Below are 23,696 nucleotides of genomic sequence, written 5' to 3' on the forward strand. Positions count from 1 at the left end.
GATCATCCTTCCTCTGCGGGTCGGTCCGGCACTGCCGGCACTGTGGGGCCACCGAAGCGAGCCCGGTCCCTGGTGACGACGGCGCGGATCCCGGCCGCCTTGGCGGTGCCGACCCCGATCGGGGTCGGGTCGAGCAGACGTTCGGCGAGGGTGGGTGGCTCGGGTCCGGCGACCACGGCGCGGGCGTTCTCGAAGCGGGCACCGGGCAGGTGCACGGTGACGTCGTAGATCTCCGGGCCGACCACGCGCATCGACACGCTGATGTCGTTGCCGTAGGCGCCCGGATCGGCCGCACGGACCTCGAGGAACCCGGGCGCCAGCCCCGGCCCGGAGACGTACATCCGGGCCGGCTGGGTCGGGGAGCCGAGACTCAGGTGAACCGGCTCCCGGAACGGGAGCGCCACGGGGCGCCAGCCGATCGGGACGGTCGGCGCCGGCGAGCACTCGATCAGGGCGGACTCGGCGTTCACCCGGGTGATGACGTTGTCGTCGTCGCCCAGCGGCTCGGTCACCACCCCGGCGATCAGTTCCGGCTCGGCCGCGCCGAACCTCGCCTCGCCGAAGGCTCGCCCGAACCTGGGGTCGAGGTCCGCGGGCAGGTTCACCTCGAACGACCCGGCGGTGTGCGAGTCCCATGTCACGCTCACGTGCGCGCTCGCGGGGCGGTCCGCCGTCGCCGTGAACCGGGCCGGTACGGCGGTCGGGGAGAACCGGCTCACGTCGAACACCGCGTCCTCCACGCAGGGGCCACCGGCGAAGGAGTCCTCGTCGAAGATCGCCTCGTCGAACCGGGCCGCGTCGCACTCGGTCCAGCTCCACCGGTTCCGGCCTCGGCGCACGGTGAGCGGACCGAGCGGGCCGTGCCCGCCGCCGGTGCTCACGTGGATCAGGGCCGGGTCCACGGGGTGCCACCCGGACGGTCCGCGCACCCGTGCGCCGATTCCGCCCGGCGCCCATTCCAGGACGAGTTCGCCGCGGGCCGGCACGGTGGTGTCCACGTGCACCGACCACCCGGCGGCCGGGTCGGTCAGCCGAGGTCCGTGCACGCCGCCGGGGGAGTCCACCCGCACCCGGCCGGGCACGTCCGCCGAACCGGACGAGGAGAAGACCAGCACCCCGCCGTGCGCGACGGCCGCGGTCACCGTGTCCGTGCTGGGCGGGTACTCGACCACCTCGAGGTGACGGGTCGGCACCACCTCGACGGCGCCGCCCGGCCCGGTCGTCGGGGACGTCAGCACGAGCCGGTCGGTGGGGCCGAGCGCGGCCACCCCGGGGGCCACCGACTCGATCGCGGCGACGATCTCGGCGCCGAGCGTGGCCGACGGCGTCACTCCGGCCAGGTCCGCGTCGACCGGTTCGCCGTGGTCGAGGCGCAGCCGAAGCACCGAGCGTTCGGTCAGGTCGACCGGTGCGAGCAGGTCCACCTCGCCATCGATCGTGGCCGGGGTGGGGTCGGTGCCGGTCACCGATGGGCCCACGGCGCCGAACAGCAGCGGCGCGGCGTCGCCGACCTCCGCGCGGGTCACCTCGAGCCGGCTCGCCGGGCCCGTGGTCGGGGAGGTCAGGGCGAGCGCGAGGCCGCCGGGGATCGGCACGCTCGCCGCGTCGGCGGTGGTGGCCGCACGGATCGCCGCGGTGATCGCCGCGAGGTCGACGATGCCGGCGCCGCCGGGACCGGCGCCGCCGCCCGGAGCACCCGAGGCGGAGGTGAGGTCGATGTCCACCGGTGCTCCGCCGTCGACCCGGAGCCGGAGCAGGCGACGCGTACCCAGGTCCGCGCCACCGGTGAGGTCGACCGTGCCGACCACCCGGGCGGCGGTCGCAGCCAGGCCGGTGTAGGTCCGCGGCGCGGGGATGCCCAGGACCACCGGGGTGGCGTCGGTGCCGGCGGCGGGCGCCTCGATCACCAGCGCGCTGCCGCCGCCGACGGTCGGGGAGGTGAGCAGCACGTGGGCGCCGTCGTGGGCGGCGACCGGGGCGCCGAGGGCGACGTTGATCTGGGCGCAGATCCGGGCCAGGCCGAGGGTGGCCGGGGTGGTGCCGTCGCCGAGCGGGACGTCCACGGGTGCGGCGCCGTCGACTCCGAGCCGCAGCGCCGCGTCGGCGGGCAACGGCGCGCCGTCGCCGAGGTCCACGGTGCCCGTGAACCGGACGCCGGCGGGGCCGGTGCCGGTGACGGACCCGACGGCGGCGGCCCCGAGGACCTGATCGGCGGCGTCCAGCGGATGCGGCGGTTCGAGCGCCACCCGGGACGCCGCGCCCTGGGTCGGGTCGAGGAGCACCACCGTGCGCCCGTCGGTGCTCACCTCCAACCCGGGGACGCCGTCGGCCAGGTGCTGGGCGATCTCGGCGGCGGTGGTGGCGCGCGGGCGAGGCCCGGCGCAGTCCACCTCGACGGCGCCGGAGTCGCCGACCACGACCCGTAGGAACGATCCGCCGGTCAGGTCGATCCCGCCGGACAGGTCGGTGCTCGTGGCCAGCCGCGCGGACGTGCCGGGCAGCCCGTGGGCGGTGCGGGCGGTGAAGCCGAGCACCGTGGTCGCCGCCTCGTCGAGGACCCGGGCCCGGGTCACGAACCGGCGCCGCACGGTGGTGACGATCGGGTCCACCTCGAGCGATCCCGCGGCACCCGCGGTCGGCGAGGTCAGGATCAGGTGGGTGCCGTCGTCCCCGGCGACCGGGTCCTCCTCGGCGCCGAGGGCGGCGTTGACCGCGTCCGCGAGTTCGCCGACGTCGGCGGCGGTCACGTCCGCCACCCCGGCGCGCAGGTCGATCTCGACCGGCTCACCACCGTCCACGGCGAGCCGGAGCAGGTTCCGGGAGGAGAGGTTCAGCCCACCGGCGAGGTCCGCGGTGCCGGTGAGGTTCGCGGTCACCTGCGCGGCGCCGCGACCGGACCGGGGCCGCAGCCCGAGCACGTCGAGCGCGGCGTCGCCCTCGACCTCCTCGATGCGCAGCACCGCGGTCGGGCCCTCGGAGGAGGACGCCAGGCTGAGGCGGGCGCCGTCGTGGGAGGCGCACTCGGTGCCGAGGCCCTCGTTGATCGCGGTGACCAGTTCGTTCGGGGTGGTCGCGGCGGGGTCGAGCCCGGCCACGTCCAGGGTGACGGCGGGGGCGGCGTCCAGGCCGAGCCGCAGCTGCGAGTGCCCGCGCAGGTCCACGCCGGACCCGATGGCGCGGCCCGAGATCACCCGGGCCGGGGTGGCGTCGGTGCCGACCGCGAGCCGCGGCGCCGAACCGAACAGGGTGGTGGTGGCGGATTGGGCGGCCGGCTCGGTCAGCGCGATCGAGCCGGCGTCCCCGAGGGTGGGGGAGGTGAGGGTCAGGAAGGCGCCGTCGTCGGTCGCGACCGGGATGCCGGCGCCGGCGTTGATCGCCGCCGTGATCTCGGCGACGTCCACCGCGGCCGGGTCCGCTGCACCTGCGGCGCAGTCCACCTCGGCGACGTGGTCGGCGTCGGTGACGATGCGCAGGTACCGGGTCGCGCGCAGGTCCACCGGGGCGGACAGGTCCGCCCGGCCGGTGATCGTGGCCCGGCGCGAGCCGGCGCCGGTGTACCGGCGCGGCGCCAGCCCGAGCACGAGTTGGGCGGCGTCATCCAGGCCGTCCTCGATGGCGACGGCGGAGCCCGGCCCGGTCGTGGGGGAGGTGAGGACGAGGTGGCCGGCCTCGACCGTCGCGACGGCGGCGCCGAGTTCCGCGTCGAGGGCGGCGGCGAGCTCGGCGGCCGTCGTGCTCGACGGGTCGGCGACGCCGGTGGTCAGGTCCGCGGGGATCGCGCCGCCGTCGTCGAGGGCCACCCAGAGGGTGCGCGCGCCGGTGAGGTCGATCCCGCCGGCGAGGTCGACGGTGCCGACGAGCCGGCCGGGCGCGGCGTCGCGCCCGCCGACCCGGGCGGCGCCGATGCCGAGCACCGCCGACGCCGCGTCGGCGCCCCGGGGGGCGCTCGTGGTGAGCACGTCCGTGTCACCCGCGGCTCCGTCCTCCTTGCCCCGGTCCCACCAGGCGTCGAGCGAGGCGTCCTCGATGTGCAGGCCGAGGGCTTCCGCGGTGATCCGTAGGATTCCCCGCACCGTGACGGTCCCCTCGAGGTGGGTGCGCACGAACGCGAGCAGGTGCTCACGGAACTCCTCCACGCTCTCGTCCGGTCGCGGCGCCAGCCCGTACAGGGCCGCGAACAGGGCGAGGTCCGTGATCGCGGTCTCGCCGGCGTCGGCGAAGGTCACCCAGTGCGCGCGCATCACCGCGATCAGCGAGTTCTCGGCGGACTGGAGTTCCCCGCCGTGGGCGTCGCTGAAGGCCCGGAGCGCGCTCGGGTCGCCCCGCACCGCGAAGGTGGGTGGCAGGTTCGCCAGGATGCGATCGGCCTTAGGCATCGGCGTCCTCCGTGGCGACGTCGGCAGGCGTCATGTCGAGCGCGATCCACCACTGCTCACCGGAGACCTCGGCGCGGACGGCGAACGTGCCGGCTTCGATCTCGGCGTCCGTCGCCGGTTCGCCGGCGCGGTCGGGTGCCGTGGAGAGGAGCAGGGACCGGTCCGGGATCCGGCCGGTGGTGGGTGCGTTCACCCCGGCCGTGGCCACCGAGGCGGCGAGTGCGGCGCGCAGGGCCGCGTCGTCGGAGCCGTCCGGCAGCAGCTGGACCGCCTGCACCAGGGCGTCGACGAGCCCGGCGTCACCCTCCGGCCCGGCCAGGTCCGCGCGTGCGACCACGACGTCCACGATGGTCGCCTCCTGCACGTCGGGGACGGCGCGGATCGCGGCGAGCAGGGTGGCGCCGTCGGCCGCCTCGCCCCGGGTGAGCCCGTCCACGTACGCCGCGGCGGCGGCGACGATGTCCGCGCGCACCTGCTCCTGCCCGGGGCCGGACAGCCCCGCCGTGATGCTCGCGCGCACCCGGGGGCTGATGAACACGTACCGGGCCACCAGGGTGGCAACCACCCCGGCCGCGCGGGTGGCGTGCACGGCGTCGGTGAGAGAGGGCAGCCGCTCGGGCTCGGCGTCGACCACCACGGTGACCGTGCCCGGCTCGGAGCGGGACCCGAGCGGTGAGTTCGGGTCGAAGAACTCCACCGGCGTGCCGCGGCCCTCCCGGATCACCCGGTCGAGCGCGGCCAGGGTCGCCTTGCCGAGCGAGCGCAGCGCAGCCTTCGCGCGGGTGCGCAGCTCGTCGTCGGTCTCGTCCGCGGCGGCCCGGATGGTCGGGTCGAGGTTGCTGACGTTCTCGATGCCGGCGATCGGCTGGGTCATCTCGGAGATCGCGCCGGCGGCCACGAGGCCGTCGTCCCCCGCGAACGCCACATCCGCGCGGATCGGGGCGTCGATGCGGACCTGCCCGGTCTGCAGGGTGCGCGGCTGGGTGGTGGTGAACACCTTCGCGTCGGCGGTGGCCAGACGGGTGCCGGCCGGGATGTTGATGTTGCCGTCCACGCCCGCGGCGCGGAAGAACGTGGCGAGCCCCTCGGCGAACTCGGCCGTCTTGCGGGTCACCCCGAGGATCGCGACCACGTAGTCCAGCGAGGTCCCGGTCGCGGTGTCCACGAAGGCGGAGAGGTAGGCGAGGTTGATCTGCTGGTAGACGACGGCGATCTCGCGGCCGATGGCCTCCGTGAGGGTGCGGGTCACCGATCCGACGTTGATGTCGGAGAGCGGGGATCGGGTATCCAGGCGGAAGTAGTCGACGTAGAACGTGGACTCGTCGTCCGGGTGGGTGCCGTCCTCGAGCCAGATCACATTGTTCGTGGCGGTCCCGCTGAACGTGAAGTCGATCGCGAGCAGGAACGTGCGCGGCGCCCCGCCGGAGGTGCCGGTGATGCCTCGGATGCCACCGGCCGGCTCGGCGAGCGGGTACGTGCCGATCTTGAGGTCGAAGACGATCGGCTCGTTCACGACCCCGCCGACCACGGAGGTGAGGATGTCCCCGACCAGGTCCCCGTACGGCCGGTTGACGAGGTTGACCACGTCCTCGTTCATGCTGCACCTCCCACGAGTGGCACGCCGACCACGAGGTTCAGCTCGGTCTGGGTGCCGATGATGACGACGGCGGCGCGTACCTCCAGGCGGGTGGCGTCGCGTGGGTCAGTGGTCACCGTGATCGACGCGACCCGCTCCACCCGGGGCTCCTCGGCGAGCGCCTGCAACGCGTAGAGCTTGGCCCGGTTGCGGGTGGTGGGCGTGTTCGGTTCGCCGATGAGCTCGTGGAGCCGGCTGCCGTAGGTCGGGTGGCCGAGGTGGGCGAGCTCGCCGACCTCGGTGAGGAAGCGGAGCAGCAGCGCCTGTTCGAGGTTCTCCCAACCGGTCACCGGGAGCAGGTCGTGGCCCGGGTCCGGCTGACCGGGCTCGAGCAGCTGCGGGCGGGGCCCGGTGCGCAGGTCCTCGCCCCGCTCGCGCTGGGCGGCGGTCAACAGGTCGCCGACCAGGCGCAGGTCGGTCCCGGCGAGCGCCTCGCGTTCGGCGGTGGGGATGCTCATCGCGTCCTCCTCTCTGCTGGGTCGGTGCGGTCCGGGTCTGTGCGGTCCGGGTCCGGGGCGGCTGCGCCGGGGTGGCCGGCGCGGGCCGGCACGCGCGCGATCACGGCGGCCACCCGTCGGTCACGGACGTCGTGGCGGGCGGCCCGATCACGAGCAGGATCCCGGGCGGGGAGGGGATCCGGTCGCCGGTGCGGACCAGCCCGCGCCCGCCCACCCGGACGCCCGTGCTGGTGCCGACCGGGCCGATGACCAGCGGATACGGCACGCCGGTGACGGAGTTGACCATGACGCAGATCGACCCGCTGGTGGCCAGCGGCAGCCCGCTCGCCGAGATGAGCGGGGGCAGCACGGCGATGATCGTGCCGGTGTCGGGTGCGCCGGCCGCGCCGGGCGTCACCATGACGCTCGCGCCGATGCTCACGGGTGCTCCGGGCATGTCCGTACCTCCCCCTGCTCGCTCATGGACCGAAACTGGTCAGGCCGTTGATGGACACGGACACGCCCTGCACGGTCACCCCGGTGCCCCCGCGGACCGTGGCGGACAGGCCGCCGGCCAGCTCCGCCGTCGTGCCGGCCCGGGCGGTCAGGGAGGTGCCGGCGTCCAGGGCGATCGAGCCGCCGGCCTGCAGGGTCAGGTCGCCCGAGGCCTGCAACGTCACCGACGCCGCCGAGGTCAGGGTGGCGTCCCCGTCCTGGTCGAGGGTGACCGTGGTGGCGCCGGACTTCACCTGCACGGTGCCGCCGCTCGCGCCGGACTGGTCGAGCCGCAGTTCGGTCTGCCCGGCGGTCGCCGTCACCGTGCCGTCCACGATCCGCACCGTGATCTTCGGCGGCATCTCGATGATCAGCTCCCGCGCCGGGTCGTCGCTGGGGTGGTTGCGCAGCGCCGCGAGCACGCTCGCGTCGTCGCCGGCGTCCAGGGGCAGCCGGAGCACGATCTCGTCGGTCGTCGAAAGCGGCGGCCGGTCGGCGTCGTCGTAGAACCGGGCGATCACGAGTGGGGCGTTCACATCCCCGTGGTCGAACGCGACGAGCACCAGGTCGCCGACGTTCGGGATGCCGACGGTGCCGACGTGCCCGGTGCCGACCGGGACCCGCTTCAGCAGCAGGCCGGAGTTCTTCAGGGCGACGTCGACGCCGTAGTTGTCGTCGTCGTCGGCACTCGTGTGCGGGTACACGGCCTCGACCACGCCGAGCTCGGTGCTGCGCACCGCCGCCAGCTCGTGCCGCACGATCGCGGCGATGGTGTCGACGATCGTGGTCACGGCGCACCCCCTGTGGCAGTCGTGGCAGCGGCGGCAGCACCGACGAGGCTGCGCAGCCACACGTCGGTGGTGAAGCCGTGCGTCTTCTCCAGGCGGTGCTCGACCGCGCTCACCTGATGGTTGCCGTCCGGAACCCCCGAGTCGGGCCGGTCCGGGAAGTCCTCAAGGCGCACCAGCGCGCCGAGGGCCAGCTGTGGCCGGCCCTGGATCCGGACCCGCCCGGTGACGGCGGTCGCGGCCAGGTGCTCGGCGAGCGCCTGCGCGGCGGTGGCCGCCCCGGCCGCGGTGCGCAGCGACCCGCGTTCGAGCAGCAGGGTGGGCGCGTCGGTGCCGGACGTGCCCGCGAAGGACGTGAAGTCCTTCGTGAGCCATGCCCATGACTCGTCGCCGCGGGAGCCGCCGGGGCTCTCGCCGAATGCCGTCACGGTCGCGGCGACCGGCCGGATCCGGGTCAGGTCCGCCTCGAGGACGTGCTCGCCGTAGCGCAGCACGTGCACGGATCTGGTGCCGCCGAACGCCTCGAAGACGAGTTCGCCGTCGGGCGTGAAGTAGGTGTCCAGCCCCGCCAGGGCGGCGAGGTCGCGCACGTGCCGGCACGCGTCCCGGCGTCCGTCCACCACGTAGGCGTGCAGGCTCGGCCCGGCGTCCGCCCGCGCCACCGTGACGCCGGCGGCGTCCGCGAGGGCCCGGACCACGTCCCCGGCGGTCGTGTCCTCGAACGTGCGGTCCATCCTGGTGCGCAGCAGCGCGTCGGCCCTGGAGTGGGCGATGATCCGGGTGGTGCGCAGGTCCGGCTCGACGGCGACCACGGTGCCGGTGAACACGACGACCAGTGCGGGGTCGGCGTCGGAGTAGCCGAGCTCGACGCGGGCGTCCGCCCCGGGGACGGCGGTCAGGGCGCCGACCTGGCCGGCGACGATGGTCACCTCGTCGGCCGGGGTGCCCAGATCCGAGCGCACCACGATCTCGACGACGGTGGACGCCTTCGGCTCGACGGTGGTGTCGATCACCTGGTCGCCGATGGTGAGCCGGTAGGCCGGTCGCAGCATGGCTCAGCCCTCCCCGCCGGTCAGCCAGTCCCGCAGCGCCGGGCTGGTGGTGGCCGGATCGGCGTCGTCGAGGGCGGCGAGCACGGCGGTGCGAAGGCCGGCGCCATGGAGGGCGGTCACGTCCACGGCGGTCACGTCGCCGTCGGTCGCATCTGCCGCGGTCGTGCCGGGGCCAGCGGCGGTCACGTCGCCGTCGCCTCGTGCGGAATCCTCGGGGACGGCGTCACCGAACACGTCCGCCGGGGAGAGGGGTTCGGGCACCGGTGCCCGAACCAGATTCGGCACGAACACCTGGAGCAGGTGCGAGCGCAGCGCGCCGAGGTGGGGGTCGAGGGCGGCCCGCAGCATCGCCCGGGCCAGGCGGGCCCGGTGGGCGGTGTCGAAGTCGGCGGACTGCGTCATGTCCAGGTAGGCGTTGACCAGGTAGGCCCGCTGCGCGCGGACGTCGGTCCCGGGGTGCTCGGCCACCCGCATGAGCCGGTCGAACCGGTCGATGCTCGTGCGCAACGCCTCCCGGGCGAGCGTCCAGACGTACCGGGCGAACAGTGCGCCGGCGTCACGGCGGTGCCGCTCCGCCTGCTCGAGCAGCGCGTCCGCGGTCGGGTGCTCGCGCTGCAGCGACAGCGCCAGACGCAGGTCGGCGAGCACCGGCCCTGAGGCCTCGAGCCGGAGCAGGTGCTCCTCGGCGAGCACGTCGGCCAGGTCCCCGCCGACCCGGCTGAACCCGAGGAGGCGGGCACCGACGTCGACCGGCACGCGCGACCACAGGCCCACCGAACCCACCGGCCGGCCGGACGCGAGCCGCTCCTGGTGCACCTCGAGCGTGACCACGGATCCAGGCCCTTGCGTCACGGAGCCGCGCAGCACGTCCGCGAGCCGCACGGCCAGGGTGACGCGGCGGACCTGCCGGCCGGGCGCGCCGTCCCGCCAGGGGCCGAGGTCGGCGTCGTCGATGACCACCTGGACGATGGTGCCCGCGTCCAGGATCTCCGAGGTCACGGCGTGCTCGTTCATGCGCGTGCATCCCTCGCCAGATTGTCCAGCACGGCCGGGAACCGCACTTCGATGGTGGTGTCCCCGATCGCCACGGCCGGGGACGTGAGAGTGGTGCCGGTGATGGTGGTGGTCGGCGGCACCGCGACCGCGATCGCGCCGGTGGCCGGGTCGATGGTCCACTCCCCGCGCTGGGTCCACCGCTTCTGGACGAGCGCGGTGTACACCCGGTCGGCCGGGTCCCCGGTGGCGGCGACCACGCCGGTGATGTTCGTCCAGATCCCGAGGGTCGCGACGAAGTCCAGGCCCCAGACGAACCGGCGCAACGTGGCCGCGGCCACGGCCGGGTGCGCGCCGGGCTCGCTGTCCCCGGGGGAGTCGATGTCCTCGACGATCCACCGCTCGCCCACGGCGAGCGCGGTCCGCCTACGGATCCCGCCGACGCCGAACGTGGCCGTCTCGCCGCCGATGCCCACGGCGCCGACGCCGAAACCCGAGTCGAGCGTCGGTGGGGCGATGAGCACGGGCGCGGGATCGCCGGGCAGGAACACCGGCGCTCCGGCGGTCCCACCGGTGGCCGCCGCCCGGTTCGAGGCGACCACGCTGAGGTCGGTGTGGGCCGCGGGCGGGGCCACCGAGTCGTCCTGGAACCGCCCGAGGATCCCCTCCGGCGCGGTCTCGTTGTTGATCCAGCCGGCGAGATAGGCGTTCACCGAGCGCCGCCCGGTCGCGCCACCGGTGACGGCGTCCGCCTGCACCAGGAAGTGGATCGCCGCGGTCGCCGGGATGGCGATGTTGAACGCCGGGTCCCCGGTGGCCACGCTGATGCCGCCACCCGCGACCGGGGTGACGTTGAAGCTGCCGCTCTGGTCGATGCAGCTGTCCAGGAACATCGTGACCCGGCCGAGCAGCACCGTCTTGACGATGCTCGGCTCGCGGTCGATGCCCACGTCGTAGTCGTCGTTGCCGTTGCCGTCCACGAACGCGCGCACCCCGAACGTGCCCACGTTGTCCGCGAGCATCGTGGCCCGCAGCGCGTTGCCCGGGTCCCGGGTCACGGTCGGCCCGTCGGCCGCGGACAGGGCGACGATCGCCGCGGCGTCGTCGCCGCCGTCGGCGGCCGGGATGCCCCGCAGCCGGTGCGCGTCCCAGACCACCGGCACGCCCGCGGGCCGGACCACCACGGTGAACTCGATCGGACGATCGGGGCGCACGCAGTTCTCCAGCAGCGGGATCGGCGGGTTCGTGGTCGGGTTGTCGTCGAAGTCCACCGGGGCCGGCACCGCGCGGCCGGGCACCACGTGCGCCGGCACCGGCGAGTTCCCGAGCCGCGCCGTGTTCGCCTCGGTGGCGGGGATCGTCATGGTGAGGTTGCTGAGCTCGACGACCGTGAGCACGGCCCGGTCGCCGTCGGCCTCCACGCCGTCCACCCCGAGCTGCAGCACGGCGTCGCGCAGGGCACCGCTGACCGCGGCGCCCTCGACCCAGAACGCGGAGCCGGCCGCCGGGATGCCCGCCGCCGGCAGCAGCACCGGTGCGACGACCTCGGCCTGCCCGGCGGCGGCCACCTCGTCGGCGGCCGCGAAGAACCGCGTCCGGGCGTCCAGGCGGCCCAGGCTGAGCGTGCCCGTGAAGTCCGCGGGCAGGGCCTGGCGCACGGTGATCAGCGCCCGGCCGGCGTGGAAGCCGGCGTCCTGCACCTGGACGAACCGTCCCGGGGTGATCTTGTCCGCCTCGGAGAGCGTCACCGGCGCGGCACCGGCCGCGGACCGGGTCCGGTGCAGGTCGAGGAACACCTCGACGGCGGTCATCGGGTGGGTCTGGCTCAGGCCGGGGGTGCCGGAGACCGTCACGGCGAGCGTCAGCACCACGTCCCCCATCGTGGCGCTCGCGGTGCGGCCCTCCGCGAACAGGGTGACGCCGGCGGCAAGTGCCGCGGAGTCGAAGACGTTGTCGACGCCGTCGAACGTGATCTCGGTGCCGCCCGCGGCGGCGTCGAAGAACCGGACCGCGTCGCTGGACGCCTCGAGGCGCCCGGACCCGGTGAACGCGGGGGTGCGCAGCACCACCGGGCGCCGGGCCGGGCTCGTGTGGACCTTGCGCACGAGCACCACGTCCGGGCCGGTGATGGCCGGGACCACGTCCGCGACGGCCCGGTCCACCACGATGATCTCGGCCGGGGTGCCGGAGTACCGGAAGCAGGTGGCGTTGCCGCGCACGTCGGCCAGGGACTGGGTTGCGGTGCGGAGCAGGAACGGCCCGTCAACGGAGATCACGTAGATGCCGGGACCCTTCTCCGGGACGACGCCCCCGGGGAAGGTGAAGTTCCCGTCGGCGTCGGTCCTGCTGCGGATCGGAGTGCCGGCGTGCGCCGCGGCCGAAGTGACGGCGACCTCGCCACCGAGGTATTCGCCGTCGGCGGCCATCAGCACGTACGGGCGGTCCGCGAACGCAGTGCCGTCGGTGAACGTGATCCGGCCGACCACGGGGGAGGTGCCGGGTTCGGCCGGGGTGCGGCACCATTTCGGCTGCGGCGGGCTGGGGCACGGTTGGCCCCACGGGACCACGAAGTCGGCGACGCCGGTGGCGGTGCCGTCGTCAAGGCACCAGCCGCCGCCGCCCGCGCCGTCGGGCACCTGGTCGAGGGTGATCGGTTCCGGCACCTGCGCCGGCATCGCGGATTCCTTGACGAACATCAGCTCGGTGCGCCGGTTCGGGCGCCACGCGGACTGGGTGCTCAGCACCGGGTCCTGCTCGCCGCAGCCGATCCAGCGCAGCGGCCCGGAGTCGCACCCCTCGCTCGCGTTCGGCATCAGCCGGGCGGTCGGCAGGTTCAGCGGGCCGTTGCCGAGGTACTCCCGGATCAGCACCGGCCAGGTCGCGTCGCCGACGATGCCGTCCGGGGTGAGGCCGTGATCGGACTGGAAGGTGCGGACGGCGGTGTCGGTCAGTTCCGGGTCCGCGCCCACGTTGCCGAAGAACCGGCCGAGGTCGGCCAGCATGAACTGGTACTCGCGGGTGCCCCAGGTGTCCTTGACGGTCGTGATGGTCCCGAACGGCCGGGTGCGGCGTAGCTCGTCCCATTCCGCGACGGCGGCCGCTGGGTTCGAACCGAACGTCATCATCGCGTAGGTGGCCCGGGCCCGGCGCTCGGAGAGGGACTGGTTGTAGTCGTCGCCGCCGGTCAGGTCGGTGTGCCCGACGATCAACAGCCGCTCGTCCGGGTGCGCGTCGGAGTACGCGATCACCTGGGCGAGCACGTGCCGCTCGCACGGCTCCACGAAGGACTTGTCGAAGTGGAAGGTGATCACGAAGACGGTGCCGATCTTCGCGCCGCGGCGCAGCACGATGGTGACCGACGCCGTCGCCCCCTCGATCACCCGCACCGTCGCGGACCCGGTGAGCACCTCGTGCTGCCCGGTGGGGTTGCGGGTGTCGTCGACGAGCGCGCTCGCGGTGTACTGGCCGGCCGGGAACGGGTCGGCGAACCAGGTGTCCGGGCGGATCCGGTTCGTGAGCACCCGGTCAAGGGCGGTGCCGTCGTCGGTGGTGCCGGCCACGCTGACCCGGACCCGATCCATGTCGAAGGCCGGGTCGCCCTCGACCACCACGGTGACGGCGAGCTTGCCGTCGGTGACCGTCGGCGGCGGGGGCGGCGGGATGATCACCTCCTCGACGTCGATCGGTTCGGCGTCGGTGAGCTCGCGCAGCGCCAGCGTGTACTCGAACGCGCTCGGCCGGCCGGCGACCTCGCGCACGTCCATCCGCTCGACGATGACCCGGTCCACGGACGTCGCGGCGGAGATGTCCGAGACGAACGGGACCGGGTCGCCGGCGTGGAACCGTTCGCGGACCGCCGCCAGGTGCTCCTTCGTGTCCGGTGCGGTGAGCACCCCGGTGAGCATCAGCCGGGCACCGCGACGGCCGAGGGCCTGCAGGAAGTCCCCCTCGAGGGCAGGCACGCGGTGGCGCACGAGTGCGTGGTCCTCGTCGGAGGAGACCACCTGCACCTGTTCCAGCTCGAGCTCACCGAGCATGGGCCGCACCATCGCTCACCCTCCTTGTCCGCGGTCGCCTGGTGTTCTCGCTCAGGGCTTGAGCGAGTTCAGGTGGGTGGTGATCGCCGTGATCAGGTCCAGCAGCTCGGTCTTGACCTGGTCCACCGACGGCAGCCCGGTGACCACCGACGCGACGTCCGCGATCGACTCGATGGCACCGGTCTCACCGGGCAGGATCTTCTTCGCGGCATCCAGGAACGCCGGGATCTTCCCGGTGAACTCGGCCACCTCGCCCAGGCCCGGGATGGCGCCGACGTCGAGGTTCTGGATCTCGGTCTTGAGCTTGTTCATCAGCTCGACGAGCAGGTCGATGAGCTCGGTGACCTGCGGCACCAGGGACGCGATCGCCTGGATCGCGGGCTTGATGGTGGCCACGTTGTCGTCGAGGAACGACTTGAAGTCGGCGAGCACCGCCTTGAGTTCCTCGAAGAGGTTCGGTTCGGCCATGATCGGCTCCCGTCTGGGTGGGTCCTGCGTCGGTGTCTTCGGAGGTGGGGTCAGCCGCCGGTGGCTTCCCGGAACGCGCGCAGCCGCTCGAGGAGACCGGTCAGCGGCGTCACGAACGCCTCGAGGCCGGTGGCGAACGGCGGCGTGATGTCGAGCCCGTCGAGGAGGTCGCCGAGCAGGTCGTCGGCCTCGCCGAGGATGTCCGCCTCGAGGGCGGCGGTGGACGCCGGCGCGACGGGCTCGGTGAACTCGCGCAGGGTGAGCACGTAGGCGAACGCGCCCGGCCGCCCGGCCAGCTCACGGACCTGCAGGTCGTCCACGAGGACCTCCTCGACGGAGGTGTCCGCAGTGATGTCCGCGACGAACGCGACCGGTTCCCCGGTGCGGACCTGCGCCTTCAGCTCCTCGATGAGGGTGGCGGCGGCGGTGTCCGTGGCGACCCCGCGCACCCGCACCCCGGTAGGGGCCCGGCCGAGGTTCTGCAGCATCGACCCGTCCTTGCCCACGGCCTGGTGCTCGGCGACGGCACGCAGGTCGCTGGTGGTCAGGTCCTGCACCTGCGGCAGTTCGAGGGTGCCGAGCATCGGTCGCATGTCACGCCTCGATCCCGTGCCGGCGGGCCGCATCGGTGAGCATCCGGGCCACCAGCCGTTCGAGCTCGGGCACCGAGGTGGCCGGGACCGACCCGCCGACGCCGGGGGCCGCCGAGCTCTCGGTGGCCGTCGCCGGACCGGCCGGCCAGGTGGCCGGCCACCCGTGCTCGCCACCCTCGGTCTCCTCCGCGTCCCCGGCGAGCCGGACCAGCCGGGCCGGGCGCGTGGGTGCGATCGCGAACTCCGCCTGCGGGTCGAGTCCGTGGGCGGCGGTCCGCGCCTGCGGGGCGGCGTCGGGTCCCTCCTGCGCGGGCCGGCCGCCGAGCGGCGCACCGGGGCTCGTGGCCTGCGTCGGTCCGACGGCGGAGGTGCTCGGGTGGTCGTCGTCGCCGCTCGTGCGGCGTGGGTCGCTGCGCTCACGCGCCGGCCCGACGGCGGGTCCCGGCTCGGCGGATCCGTTGCCGTTGCGGGCGTTGCGCCACTGACCCGCCCCCCGGGTCAGTGACGCAGCCAGCGCGAGGGCATCCGCCGCGGAGGCCCGGTGCAGCGGCCGGCGGGAGGTCGCCACGGGGTCGGCGAGGGCGGCGAGCCCGGCCGCGGCGAGGCCGGCCCGGACCCGCTCGAGCACGTGGTCCAGACCCGCGACGGGCGGCAGGTGGCTCGCGGCGGTCCCGGACCGTGCGGGGTGTTCCCGGGTCGGGTGGGGGCGGCGTGGGTGGGCCGGGCGAGGGCGCAGTCCTGCGGGCCCGGGCGGCTGGGATCGCCGGTCCGCGGCGTCGGGCCCGGCGAGTTCGCGCAGCCGGGTGGCCGGCGGGCACGCGTCCGGCGGCGGCAGCGGGCCGAGGTCACCGGGCGTGCGACCTGCCTCGGCACCGGGGCGACGCGGCCCGGGTGCTCCGGCGCCGGGAGACCGGTCGGTGCTCGGCGCGGCCGGGTCCGGGGCGGCGTGGTTCCCGGCGGCAGGCCCGCGTCCGGGGTCGGCCACCGCGCCGCCCGGGGTCCACCGGTCCGGTCCGTGCGGCCGGCCCGTGGCGCCGCCGCGACCGGGCCCGAACGGGTCCTCGGACGACCCACCCACCACACCCGGCGAGCCCCGCCCCGGGCGAGCTCCGCCGTCGTCAGCAACGCCCGAAGGGCGCCAGCGCTCCCGCCGGCCGCCGGCCCCGGGGTCGCCTCCGCCGTCGTCCGGCCCTGCGACGCACTGCGCGAGGGTGCGGCCCAGCATGGGGCCCTCCGCGAGGCGGGGCGGCGCCGGGGCGGCCGCGCACGCGGCGCCGACCCGCGCGTCGAGGACGTCGACGGACCGGGTCAGCCGGGCGGTGTCCCGGCACCATGCGGCCGGACCGGCGCCACCGGCCAGGTGCCCGAGCGTGCCGCCCACCCGGGGCAGCACGCCGCTCATCCGGGGCAGCCCGCCACCACCGCCGGCAGCGGGTCTCCCGGCGGTGGACGGTGCCCGGCCGGTGCTCATGCGACCTCCGCCGCCCGCCCGGTCATCTCCAGATACATCAGGATCTGCCCGATCGTCATCCCGGCGACGTCCTCCGCCGTCCAGCCGAACTCCTCGGCGAGCACGAAGCACGCCTTCGCCAGCGGGGCCTGGACGAGCTCGGCGAGCCGGTCCCGGGGGGTCTCGATGCCGCTCAACTCGTTGATCGCGTCCACCAGCACCCGGGCCAGCCCGGCCGGCAGCCGGCCGGCCTGCTCGGCCGTGAGGGCGGGCTCCACCAGGGCACGGGCGATCATCAGCCCGGCCGCCAGTTCGCGGTCCCCGGCGGCGGCATGCGCCACCAGCTGGACGTCGCGCACGGTCAGCGGGCGGATCGTCACGGTTCCGGCGGGGCCACCGGGCGGCAGCGTCACCTCGTGGGTGAGCGCGCTGCCGGCCAGCAACTCCTCGGCGGTCAGGGCCGTGCGTGCCATCGCGGTGCTCCGTTCACTCGGTGGCGAACGCGACCTCGGTGGGCGGAGCCTCGCCGCCACCGCCGCCGGCGCCCTCGCGGTCGAGGACGCGGATGGTGAGTGCCCGGAACCGCAGGTTCTCCACCACGAAGTCGTCCTCGGGCAGGGTGTAGCGCCAGTTCTCGAACTTCACCCCGGCGATCTCCAGGGTGAGCGAGTTGCCCGGGTGCGCCGGGTCCGCCAACACCAGGTTGATCGTGAAGGCGGGCTGCACGTACGGCTCGGCCACCGCCGTCGGGGCTGATCCGCGGCCCATCAGCAGCAGGAGCAGCGCCCCGTTGACGTACGCGCGGCCGACCGTGCCCGCGATGTGGATGTCGCCCGGGCTCAGGGACACGGGGTGGCGCCGGCCGACCTCGTAGAACTCCTTGAGCGCGGTGTCCACGCACACCCGCACGTCGGTGAGCCGGCCGACGGTCTGGATCGCGAACGTGTCAACCACGGCGGACGCGTCGGCGCCCTCCGGGGTGTCCTCGGCGGCCAGCGTGAGCGTGCCGTGGTTTCCGGTGAATACCTCTGTCAGTGCCATGTCGGGGTCCTTACTCGAGGAACATCGTGACCTTGATGAAGTCGATGCTGAACGTGGGCCGCAGGAAGATGTCGACCCGGGCGATGCCCCGGATCTCGTCGTCACGGGTGGCGTGCACGTCCAGCCGGTAGCCGTTCTCGGAGGCGAGGAGCTCGTCCAGCACCATCGAGTTCAGGAAGTTGTTGATGGTGGCCCGCAGCGCGCCGCGGACCCGTTCGTTGTTCAGCAGGCCGATGTAGGGGGTGGCGGCGCTGCGGACGCCGAACTTCGCGTAGTCCACGATCCGGCGGGTGGTGATCTGCTGCCACGCCGTGTTCGTGGACGTGGTGATGCCCCGCACCAGCCGCAGGCCCTGCCGCTTCTCGACGGCGAGCACCCGGCTCAGCACCAACTGCTTCAGCTCGGCGCTGGACAGGTCGTGCTCGAGCGCCTCCACTCCGAGGACCTTGTTCGTCAGGGAGATGTGCGGCGCCTGCGCGGACAGCAGGCCCGCGACGGCGGCTGCCGTGTACGCGCCGGGCAGCGTCACCTTCGCCGGTGGGCTGACCGACCGGTCGTCGGCGACGAAGCCGGGGCCGACCAGGACCACCCGGTCGCTGTTCAGGGCGTGCCCGGACGCGTTCTGCACGAACGCGGCCCGGTCGTCTTCGAGTGCGGTGCCGACGATGCCGATGCGTTCCCGCTTGTTGTCGTCGTTCGAGGCGAGCGCGCAGTGCAGGGCGAGGTCGTCGCCGAACGTCGCGTCGGTCTGGCCGGCGCCGACGATGATGTGCGCGTCGACCGCGAGCAGGGCGTCGAGGCCACCGGCGTGCAGGGCGCCGGTGGGATCCCCGGCGCCGTTCGCGCCGCCGCCCATCGGGGTCGCCGCGAGGGTGCTCGGCACCTCCGCGGGGTTCGCCAGTGCCGTGGCCGTGACGAGCGCGGAGTCGGCCAGGTCGGCGACCAGGTCGTCGCCGGAGACCACGTTGTACTCCTCCTTCGCGCTCACCCCGAGCGTGACCGTGACCTTCACGGCGGACGCCTTGTCGACCATGTAGGTGGCCAGCACGGTGTCACCGGCGGCGGGATCGGTGCCGAACGTGAGGGTGCCGTCCGCCGTCGTGACGCCCACCTGGGTGGGGCTCGGAGCGGCGTCGTAGACGATCGGGACCACGGTGTCCGAACCGCCGCCGCCCGGTCGCACCACGATGCGGTTCACCGCGCTGTGCAGCACCTCGGCGTGGGCCAGCACGAACGGGGGACCGGCCACGGTCTCCTCGCGGACCAGGGCGCTCGCGTCGGCCGTGGAGACCGCCACGGTGAGCCCGTTCGCCCAGGTGCCCGGCCAACGCGCGTCGACGCGCACGCACGGACCGGTCGCAGAGTCGAGGTCGAGGCCGGCCGTGGCGACGGCGCCCGGATCGGCCACCCGCACGGCCCACACGCTGGTGGCACCGAACCGGTAGGCCTGCTCGAGGGCGCGGGTCAGGGTGAGTTCGTCGTTGGTGCCGCCGTGCCACGGGTCGTAGGCGCCGAAGGTGGCGAGGGCGTCGCTGTAGCTGCCGAGCAGGCGGGGCGTGCCCACCGGCCCCTTGGCTGCGGTGCCGACCACGCCGAGGTTCCCGACGGTGATCGCCCCCGGGACGATGAGGCCCTCGGGGCGCACTTCGATGAAGACGCCGGGTAGGACTAGTTCGGTCATGACTTCCGCTCCTTTTCGCTCCCTCGCTCCCACCGGAGCGCGTTTGGGGTCCTTCGTTCGTGTTCTCAGCGGGACAGCCGCAGATAGACGACGGCGGTCTGGTCCAGTCCCGGGCTCGCGCCGGGCGGGGTGTAGGTGATCTCGAAGCGCTCGCCGGCGGCGAGCAGGATCGGTGCGGTGAGCCGGCGGGCCGCGCCGGAGTAGGCGTCGACGGTGCCGTCGGTGTCCCAGTCGCCCAGGTCCGGGCCGGGGACGGCGGGCCCGAGGGCGGCGAGCGCGGCCGCGGGCGTGAGCGTCACCGTCGCGTCGCGGTGCGTCGGGACGGCACCCCCGACGGCGGTGAGGAAGCCGTCGAGGTCGGCGAACGCCGTCGGGACGGCTCCCGACCTGCGCGCGAACGTGACCGTGCCGCCGAGGACGGGCCCCGGGACGTATGCGATCGCTGCGATGGTGCCGACCGCCGTCGGGCCGGTGACGTTGAGCGCGGGGGCGGCCTCGTCGTCCCAGCGGCGCAGCTCGTCGACGATCGTCTGGGCCTCGCTGGTGGGCGCGGCCTCGTCGCCGTGGCCGGTCGTCACCGGGATCCGGGCGATCAGGGAGTCCGCGTCGTCGTCGGCGGTGTAGCGGTACTCGTAGAGGACGTCGTAGCTGGAGGCCTTGCGCCACGCGGGCAGGACCGGGATGTGCTCGGCGATCGTGGTCTCGCTGGCGGCGAACCTCAGGAACCCCTTTGCGCGCAGCGCGTCCTGGTCGTCGAGGAGCGTGGACTGCAGGCCGAGGACGGCGGCGTCCACCTCGGGGGAGGAGGTGGCCCACAGCTGAAACCGCACCCGTGCGTCCAGCCGGCCGCCGCGCAGCGTCCGGGTGCCGAGCGCGGGCGCACCCTCGGTGCCGATGTGGTCGCCGAGGCCGACCGGCTTGGCGGTCACCTGCTCGATGGTCACGTTGCCGTCGGGCACGCCGGGCAGGGGCGCCGGCAGCCGGGCCCCGAGGGCGCCCAGCATCGCGGTGACCACGTCGGTGAGGGTCGGGGCGCTCACGTCGGACCCCAGGGTGGGCAGGTCGAGACCATCGGCGCCGGGCCCGACGTCGCTCGTGAGGGCCAGGTCCACGGCGCGCGCGATCTCACCGGAGTGGTGCCAGCCGGTGCGGGTGCCGGTCTGCACGTCGGTGACGATCCCGTGCCAGCGCGGGCCCGCCCCGGGAGCGTCCTCGAGCAGCGCGCGGACCAGGAACGACCGCGCGACGAGATTCGTCTGCGCCCCGCCGACCTGCTCGTGTCCGGACATGCCACGCCAGACTCCCCGCTCGATGTCTTCCGTGCGGGCATCGTGGACGGCGCCGGTCTCGCGCGTGTCTCCGGCGCGTCTCGCTGGTGTCTTTCACCGTGCTCGCCCCGGACTTTCACCCGACTTCGTCCTCCAATCACCCCACCCTGCCCCGGGTCCGGGGCGGACAATGGGGGCGAGGAACACGGCGGGGAGAGGCCAATGTCCGCGAGGAACCGCGGCCTGCCCGCCGGGCTGAGGAATCGGCAGGGGCAGCCCGACGGTGGGTCGCTACGAACGAGTGAGGATCCCGGCGCAGGCGGTTCGGCTGCGCCGGACCCGGCGCGCGCCGGGCGGCCGGGAGGACGTCGGCGATGACCGCGCTGACGGTCCGGCTGCTCGGCCCGTTCCGCGCGCTGCGCGGCGACCGTCCGCTGCCGAGCCCGATGCTGCACAAGGCGCAGGACCTGCTCACGATGCTGTTCCTCGCGCCCGGGCATGCGCTGCTGCGCGAGGCCGCCGCGGAGTCGCTCTGGCCGGACACGGACGCGGAGACCTCCCGCAAGGCGATGCGCCAGACGCTGTGGCAGATCCACCACGCCACCGACGAGCCGATGGCGCAGGACCGGCTGGTGATCTGCGACGGCGACGGGCTGATGATCAACCCGGAGCGGCCGGTGTCGGTGGACCTGCCGGTGTTCGTCGGCGCCGTCCGGGAGGCGCAGGACACCGGGGGCCGGGTCCTCACCGATGACCGCCTGATCCGTCTGTGCACCGCGGCCGACCTCTACCGCGGCCCGCTGCACGCCGGCTGTTACGACGACTGGTGCCTGATCCCACGGGCCCGGCTCGAGGACCGGTGCCTGACCCTGCTCGACCGGATCAGCCGGGAGCGGGAGCGTCGCGGCGACCTCGACGGAGCCATTGCGTGGACCCAGCGGCTCCTGGAGATCGAGCCCGCGCATGAGCGCAGCCACCGCCGGCTGATGCGCCTGTTCAGCCGGGTCGGTGACCGCACCGGTGCCCTCCGTCAGCTGGCCGAGTGCCGGGCCGCGCTCGCCAGGGACCTCGGCGTGCACCCGGAGGCCAGCACCGAGGACCTCGGCGCCGCGATCCTCGCCGACCGGGTGGACCACGGTTCCGGCCGGTCTCCGCTCGCGGGGGCCGAGATCCCGGATGCCGATACCGAGCTCACCCTGCTGCGCCTGGAGGTCGCCGCGCTGCGGCAGAGCATCGAGTGCATCGGTGAGCAGCTGCGGGACGCCCCGGTGCCGGCGTCCCGTGCGGACCTCGGGGTGGCCCCGCCGCTGACCTCGCACCAGCCCGGGCCGAACTGATGATCACCCCGCTCAGCTGCGGCGGCGCCTCGCCGAGCGGGGTGGACTCACGTCACCCGGACCCGTCCGTTGTTGAGCGCCTGCTGGAGTGCCTCGATGGTGACCCGACCACGATCGCCGTCGATCGTGCCCCGGTAGAGCCCCAGCCGCGTGAGCCACGTCTGCTCGGCCTTGACCGAGCGCACGCCGAAGAACTTCTCGTTCCGGTCGGGTGCAGTGTTGTTCGCGACGAGGAACCGCTGGTACCCGCCGATGAACTTCGGGCCGAGCACGGCGTGCTTTCGCTGATCGGCTTCGACGGCTCCGTCGTAGAAGTCGGCACGGGCGAGCGCACGCTGGAGCTCGGTCGCCGTGCGGTGCGCGAAGCTGCCGTCCACCCGCAGTGGCAGGAACGGCCCGGATGCCGCCGCGGGTGCCCCGTTGCCCGGGGTCACGCCGTGCTTACGGAACGCCGCCTCGGGATCCTGCGGTCGGCTGGCCCGGTCCCAGGTCTCGAAGTGCAGGTGCGGGCCGGTCTGGATCCCGGTCGCGTCCGAGAACCCGACCAGCTCACCCTCCTTGACCCGGTCGCCCTTGCGCACGCTCGGCAGCACATGATCGTAGAGCTGCGCCTCGCCGTCGGGATTGCGGATGACGGCACCGTTGCCTGTCCGCAGCGGCGCCCGACCCGACGATGTGTCCCCGGGTACCTGCATCGACACGGACTTCTCCACCGTGCCGGCGAACGCGGCGAAGACCGGGTTGCCGAGCGTGCCGCCACTCCTTGGCCTGATGTCCACGCCCGCATGGACGAGCTGGCCGCCGCTCCTCTTGAACTTCTGGGAGATCGATCCTTCGAACGGGTTCTGCATGACTGCGCCCTTCCTCTCGGGGGGGACGCCTGCTACCCCCGGACGCAGGTGGCGTCTTGTGTCGACGCCGGTGCAATCCCCGCCTGGATCGTGATCACACACCTGACGGACCCGGGTGTCAAGGGAGATTCGGCGGGTCAGCCGCCCAACTGCGGCAACGCCTCGGCGAGCAGGTCCACCTGGGCCGGGTCGGCCGCCGTCGGGAACAGGATCAGCTCGTCCGCGCCGGCAGCGGTGAAGCCCTCCACGTAGGCCCGGACGGTGTCCGCGTCCTTGGCGGCGCCGTTGATGATCATCTCGGCGTAGTCCCCGAGGAAGCCGTAGTAGTGGCCGAGGTCGTTGCGGGCCTGCTGCTGCGCGTTCGGTCCGAGCGCGTAGTAGGACAGGGCCACCACGCGTGGCTTGCCCTCGCGTCCGGCGTCCTGCCAGGCGGTGGTCAGCGCGGGCAGGGCCTGGGCGACGGCGTCCGGCGGGGCGCCACCGATGGTCAGTCCGTCGCCGTACCGGACCGCCCGCTGGATGGCCCGGGCGCCGCCACCGCCGACGAGGACCTGCGGGCGGCTGCCCGAGAGCGGTGCTGGGCCGACGCCGGTCTCGCCCGCCCAGTGCCTGGTGAGCTCCTCCAGCTGGGTGTCGAAGACCCTCCCGCGCTCGCGGAAGTCCAGGCCCGACGCGGTGTAGTCGTCCTCGCGGCCGCCGACCGCCATGCCGAGGACGAGCCGCCCGCCGGAGAGGTGGTCGAGGGTCAGGGTCTGCTTGGCGAGCAGCGCGGTGTTCGCGTGCAGCGGCGCCAGGAGGATGTCGGTGGTGAGCCGGATCCGCTCGGTGACGGCGGCTGCCGCGGCGAGGGAGACGAGCTCCTCGTAGTTGGAGTAGGTCAGTCGCCCGATCGTCCCGAGGGAGGAGAAGCCGGCGTCCTCGGCGCGGCGGGCCCAGTCCACGATCCCCGCACGGCTGACCCCCGGCACCGTATTCGGCAGTCCGATTCCGATTTCCATCAGCCACTCCTCACGTCGTTGTTCCCCGTGCCAGATCCGGCGTGAGGGCCAACCGGCGCACCGACCGAGCGATTCCGGCGGTCGGCGCGCGTTCGCCCTGGGCGAAACGGCCCTCGGGCCCAGCATGGCGCCATCGCTCCGGGGTCGCACGCGCCGGGGTGGGAGGCAGATGGCAGTCCGTACGTGGTATCCGAG

At 74.2% G+C, this 23,696-nt stretch carries 18 protein-coding genes; 1 reads left to right on the forward strand and 17 read right to left on the reverse strand.

What is annotated here, in order from left to right:
- Positions 1–2: 2 nt before the first annotated feature.
- The 15 genes from GKS42_RS02575 to GKS42_RS02645 all read right to left on the reverse strand — a co-directional run bounded on the left by GKS42_RS02575 (position 3) and on the right by GKS42_RS02645 (position 20,336).
- Positions 3–4,376, reverse strand: coding sequence for a hypothetical protein (locus GKS42_RS02575; protein WP_154792422.1), 4,374 nt, complete (start codon positions 4,374–4,376; stop codon positions 3–5).
- Positions 4,369–5,973 carry a baseplate J/gp47 family protein gene (locus tag GKS42_RS02580; protein ID WP_154792423.1) on the reverse strand — a complete coding sequence of 535 codons (1,605 nt, stop codon included), beginning with the start codon at positions 5,971–5,973 and terminating at the stop codon, positions 4,369–4,371. The genes GKS42_RS02575 and GKS42_RS02580 overlap by 8 nt, the downstream gene beginning before the upstream one ends.
- Positions 5,970–6,470 carry a GPW/gp25 family protein gene (locus GKS42_RS02585; protein WP_154792424.1) on the reverse strand — a complete coding sequence of 167 codons (501 nt, stop codon included), beginning with the start codon at positions 6,468–6,470 and terminating at the stop codon, positions 5,970–5,972. Before GKS42_RS02585 ends, GKS42_RS02580 begins: the two co-directional genes overlap by 4 nt.
- 100 nt (positions 6,471–6,570) lie before the next feature.
- Positions 6,571–6,906, reverse strand: coding sequence for a hypothetical protein (locus GKS42_RS02590; protein ID WP_154792425.1), 336 nt, complete (start codon positions 6,904–6,906; stop codon positions 6,571–6,573).
- 22 nt (positions 6,907–6,928) lie between these two features.
- Positions 6,929–7,735 (reverse strand): type VI secretion system Vgr family protein, encoded by an 807-nt coding sequence (locus GKS42_RS02595; RefSeq protein ID WP_154792426.1) that lies wholly within the window; start codon positions 7,733–7,735, stop codon positions 6,929–6,931.
- Positions 7,732–8,784: a hypothetical protein gene (locus tag GKS42_RS02600; RefSeq protein ID WP_154792427.1), complete on the reverse strand. Its 1,053-nt coding sequence runs from the start codon at positions 8,782–8,784 to the stop codon at positions 7,732–7,734. Before GKS42_RS02600 ends, GKS42_RS02595 begins: the two co-directional genes overlap by 4 nt.
- A gap of 3 nt (positions 8,785–8,787) precedes the next feature.
- A complete protein-coding gene (locus GKS42_RS02605; protein ID WP_154792428.1) occupies positions 8,788–9,798 on the reverse strand; it encodes a hypothetical protein in 1,011 nt (336 codons plus the stop codon).
- Positions 9,795–13,826 carry a peptidoglycan-binding protein gene (locus GKS42_RS02610; protein WP_168217723.1) on the reverse strand — a complete coding sequence of 1,344 codons (4,032 nt, stop codon included), beginning with the start codon at positions 13,824–13,826 and terminating at the stop codon, positions 9,795–9,797. Before GKS42_RS02610 ends, GKS42_RS02605 begins: the two co-directional genes overlap by 4 nt.
- Before the next feature lie 39 nt (positions 13,827–13,865).
- The gene (locus tag GKS42_RS02615; RefSeq protein ID WP_154792429.1) at positions 13,866–14,282 is read right to left on the reverse strand and encodes a hypothetical protein; all 417 of its coding nucleotides are present in this window, start codon (positions 14,280–14,282) and stop codon (positions 13,866–13,868) included.
- 50 nt (positions 14,283–14,332) lie between these two features.
- On the reverse strand, positions 14,333–14,875 hold the full coding sequence (locus GKS42_RS02620) for a hypothetical protein (RefSeq protein ID WP_154792430.1): 543 nt from the start codon (positions 14,873–14,875) through the stop codon (positions 14,333–14,335).
- Position 14,876: 1 nt separating this feature from the next.
- Positions 14,877–16,346, reverse strand: coding sequence for a hypothetical protein (locus GKS42_RS02625; RefSeq protein WP_154792431.1), 1,470 nt, complete (start codon positions 16,344–16,346; stop codon positions 14,877–14,879).
- The gene (locus GKS42_RS02630; RefSeq protein ID WP_154792432.1) at positions 16,343–16,798 is read right to left on the reverse strand and encodes a hypothetical protein; all 456 of its coding nucleotides are present in this window, start codon (positions 16,796–16,798) and stop codon (positions 16,343–16,345) included. The genes GKS42_RS02625 and GKS42_RS02630 overlap by 4 nt, the downstream gene beginning before the upstream one ends.
- A gap of 13 nt (positions 16,799–16,811) precedes the next feature.
- Entirely contained in the window at positions 16,812–17,366 is a 555-nt protein-coding gene (locus GKS42_RS02635; protein ID WP_154792433.1) for a hypothetical protein, read from the reverse strand.
- A gap of 10 nt (positions 17,367–17,376) precedes the next feature.
- A complete protein-coding gene (locus GKS42_RS02640; protein WP_154792434.1) occupies positions 17,377–19,047 on the reverse strand; it encodes a phage tail sheath C-terminal domain-containing protein in 1,671 nt (556 codons plus the stop codon).
- Between the two features lie 65 nt (positions 19,048–19,112).
- Positions 19,113–20,336 carry a hypothetical protein gene (locus GKS42_RS02645; RefSeq protein WP_154792435.1) on the reverse strand — a complete coding sequence of 408 codons (1,224 nt, stop codon included), beginning with the start codon at positions 20,334–20,336 and terminating at the stop codon, positions 19,113–19,115.
- 353 nt (positions 20,337–20,689) lie between these two features.
- Here GKS42_RS02645 and GKS42_RS02650 point away from each other — a divergent pair, with 353 nt between their 5' ends.
- Positions 20,690–21,652, forward strand: coding sequence for an AfsR/SARP family transcriptional regulator (locus tag GKS42_RS02650; RefSeq protein WP_154792436.1), 963 nt, complete (start codon positions 20,690–20,692; stop codon positions 21,650–21,652).
- Positions 21,653–21,699: 47 nt separating this feature from the next.
- On the opposite strand, the gene GKS42_RS02655 is transcribed toward GKS42_RS02650, so the two are convergent.
- Entirely contained in the window at positions 21,700–22,503 is an 804-nt protein-coding gene (locus GKS42_RS02655) for a M23 family metallopeptidase (protein ID WP_154792437.1), read from the reverse strand.
- Between the two features lie 137 nt (positions 22,504–22,640).
- Positions 22,641–23,501, reverse strand: a complete 861-nt coding sequence (locus tag GKS42_RS02660) for an LLM class flavin-dependent oxidoreductase (RefSeq protein ID WP_154792438.1) — start codon at positions 23,499–23,501, stop codon at positions 22,641–22,643.
- Positions 23,502–23,696: the final 195 nt, after the last annotated feature.

It is taken from the genome of Occultella kanbiaonis (assembly GCF_009708215.1).
Classification (GTDB): domain Bacteria; phylum Actinomycetota; class Actinomycetes; order Actinomycetales; family Beutenbergiaceae; genus Occultella; species Occultella kanbiaonis.

Excerpts from the sequence above, each read along its gene's own strand:
- GKS42_RS02575 (WP_154792422.1), bottom strand. The coding sequence starts at position 4,376 with ATGCCTAAGGCCGATCGCATCCTGGCGAACCTGCCACCCACCTTCGCG.
- GKS42_RS02580 (WP_154792423.1), bottom strand. The coding sequence starts at position 5,973 with ATGAACGAGGACGTGGTCAACCTCGTCAACCGGCCGTACGGGGACCTG.
- GKS42_RS02585 (WP_154792424.1), bottom strand. The coding sequence starts at position 6,470 with ATGAGCATCCCCACCGCCGAACGCGAGGCGCTCGCCGGGACCGACCTG.
- GKS42_RS02590 (WP_154792425.1), bottom strand. The coding sequence starts at position 6,906 with ATGCCCGGAGCACCCGTGAGCATCGGCGCGAGCGTCATGGTGACGCCC.
- GKS42_RS02600 (WP_154792427.1), bottom strand. The coding sequence starts at position 8,784 with ATGCTGCGACCGGCCTACCGGCTCACCATCGGCGACCAGGTGATCGAC.
- GKS42_RS02605 (WP_154792428.1), bottom strand. The coding sequence starts at position 9,798 with ATGAACGAGCACGCCGTGACCTCGGAGATCCTGGACGCGGGCACCATC.
- GKS42_RS02610 (WP_168217723.1), bottom strand. The coding sequence starts at position 13,826 with ATGGTGCGGCCCATGCTCGGTGAGCTCGAGCTGGAACAGGTGCAGGTG.
- GKS42_RS02615 (WP_154792429.1), bottom strand. The coding sequence starts at position 14,282 with ATGGCCGAACCGAACCTCTTCGAGGAACTCAAGGCGGTGCTCGCCGAC.
- GKS42_RS02620 (WP_154792430.1), bottom strand. The coding sequence starts at position 14,875 with ATGCGACCGATGCTCGGCACCCTCGAACTGCCGCAGGTGCAGGACCTG.
- GKS42_RS02625 (WP_154792431.1), bottom strand. The coding sequence starts at position 16,346 with ATGAGCACCGGCCGGGCACCGTCCACCGCCGGGAGACCCGCTGCCGGC.
- GKS42_RS02630 (WP_154792432.1), bottom strand. The coding sequence starts at position 16,798 with ATGGCACGCACGGCCCTGACCGCCGAGGAGTTGCTGGCCGGCAGCGCG.
- GKS42_RS02635 (WP_154792433.1), bottom strand. The coding sequence starts at position 17,366 with ATGGCACTGACAGAGGTATTCACCGGAAACCACGGCACGCTCACGCTG.
- GKS42_RS02640 (WP_154792434.1), bottom strand. The coding sequence starts at position 19,047 with ATGACCGAACTAGTCCTACCCGGCGTCTTCATCGAAGTGCGCCCCGAG.
- GKS42_RS02645 (WP_154792435.1), bottom strand. The coding sequence starts at position 20,336 with ATGTCCGGACACGAGCAGGTCGGCGGGGCGCAGACGAATCTCGTCGCG.
- GKS42_RS02650 (WP_154792436.1), top strand. The coding sequence starts at position 20,690 with ATGACCGCGCTGACGGTCCGGCTGCTCGGCCCGTTCCGCGCGCTGCGC.
- GKS42_RS02655 (WP_154792437.1), bottom strand. The coding sequence starts at position 22,503 with ATGCAGAACCCGTTCGAAGGATCGATCTCCCAGAAGTTCAAGAGGAGC.
- GKS42_RS02660 (WP_154792438.1), bottom strand. The coding sequence starts at position 23,501 with ATGGAAATCGGAATCGGACTGCCGAATACGGTGCCGGGGGTCAGCCGT.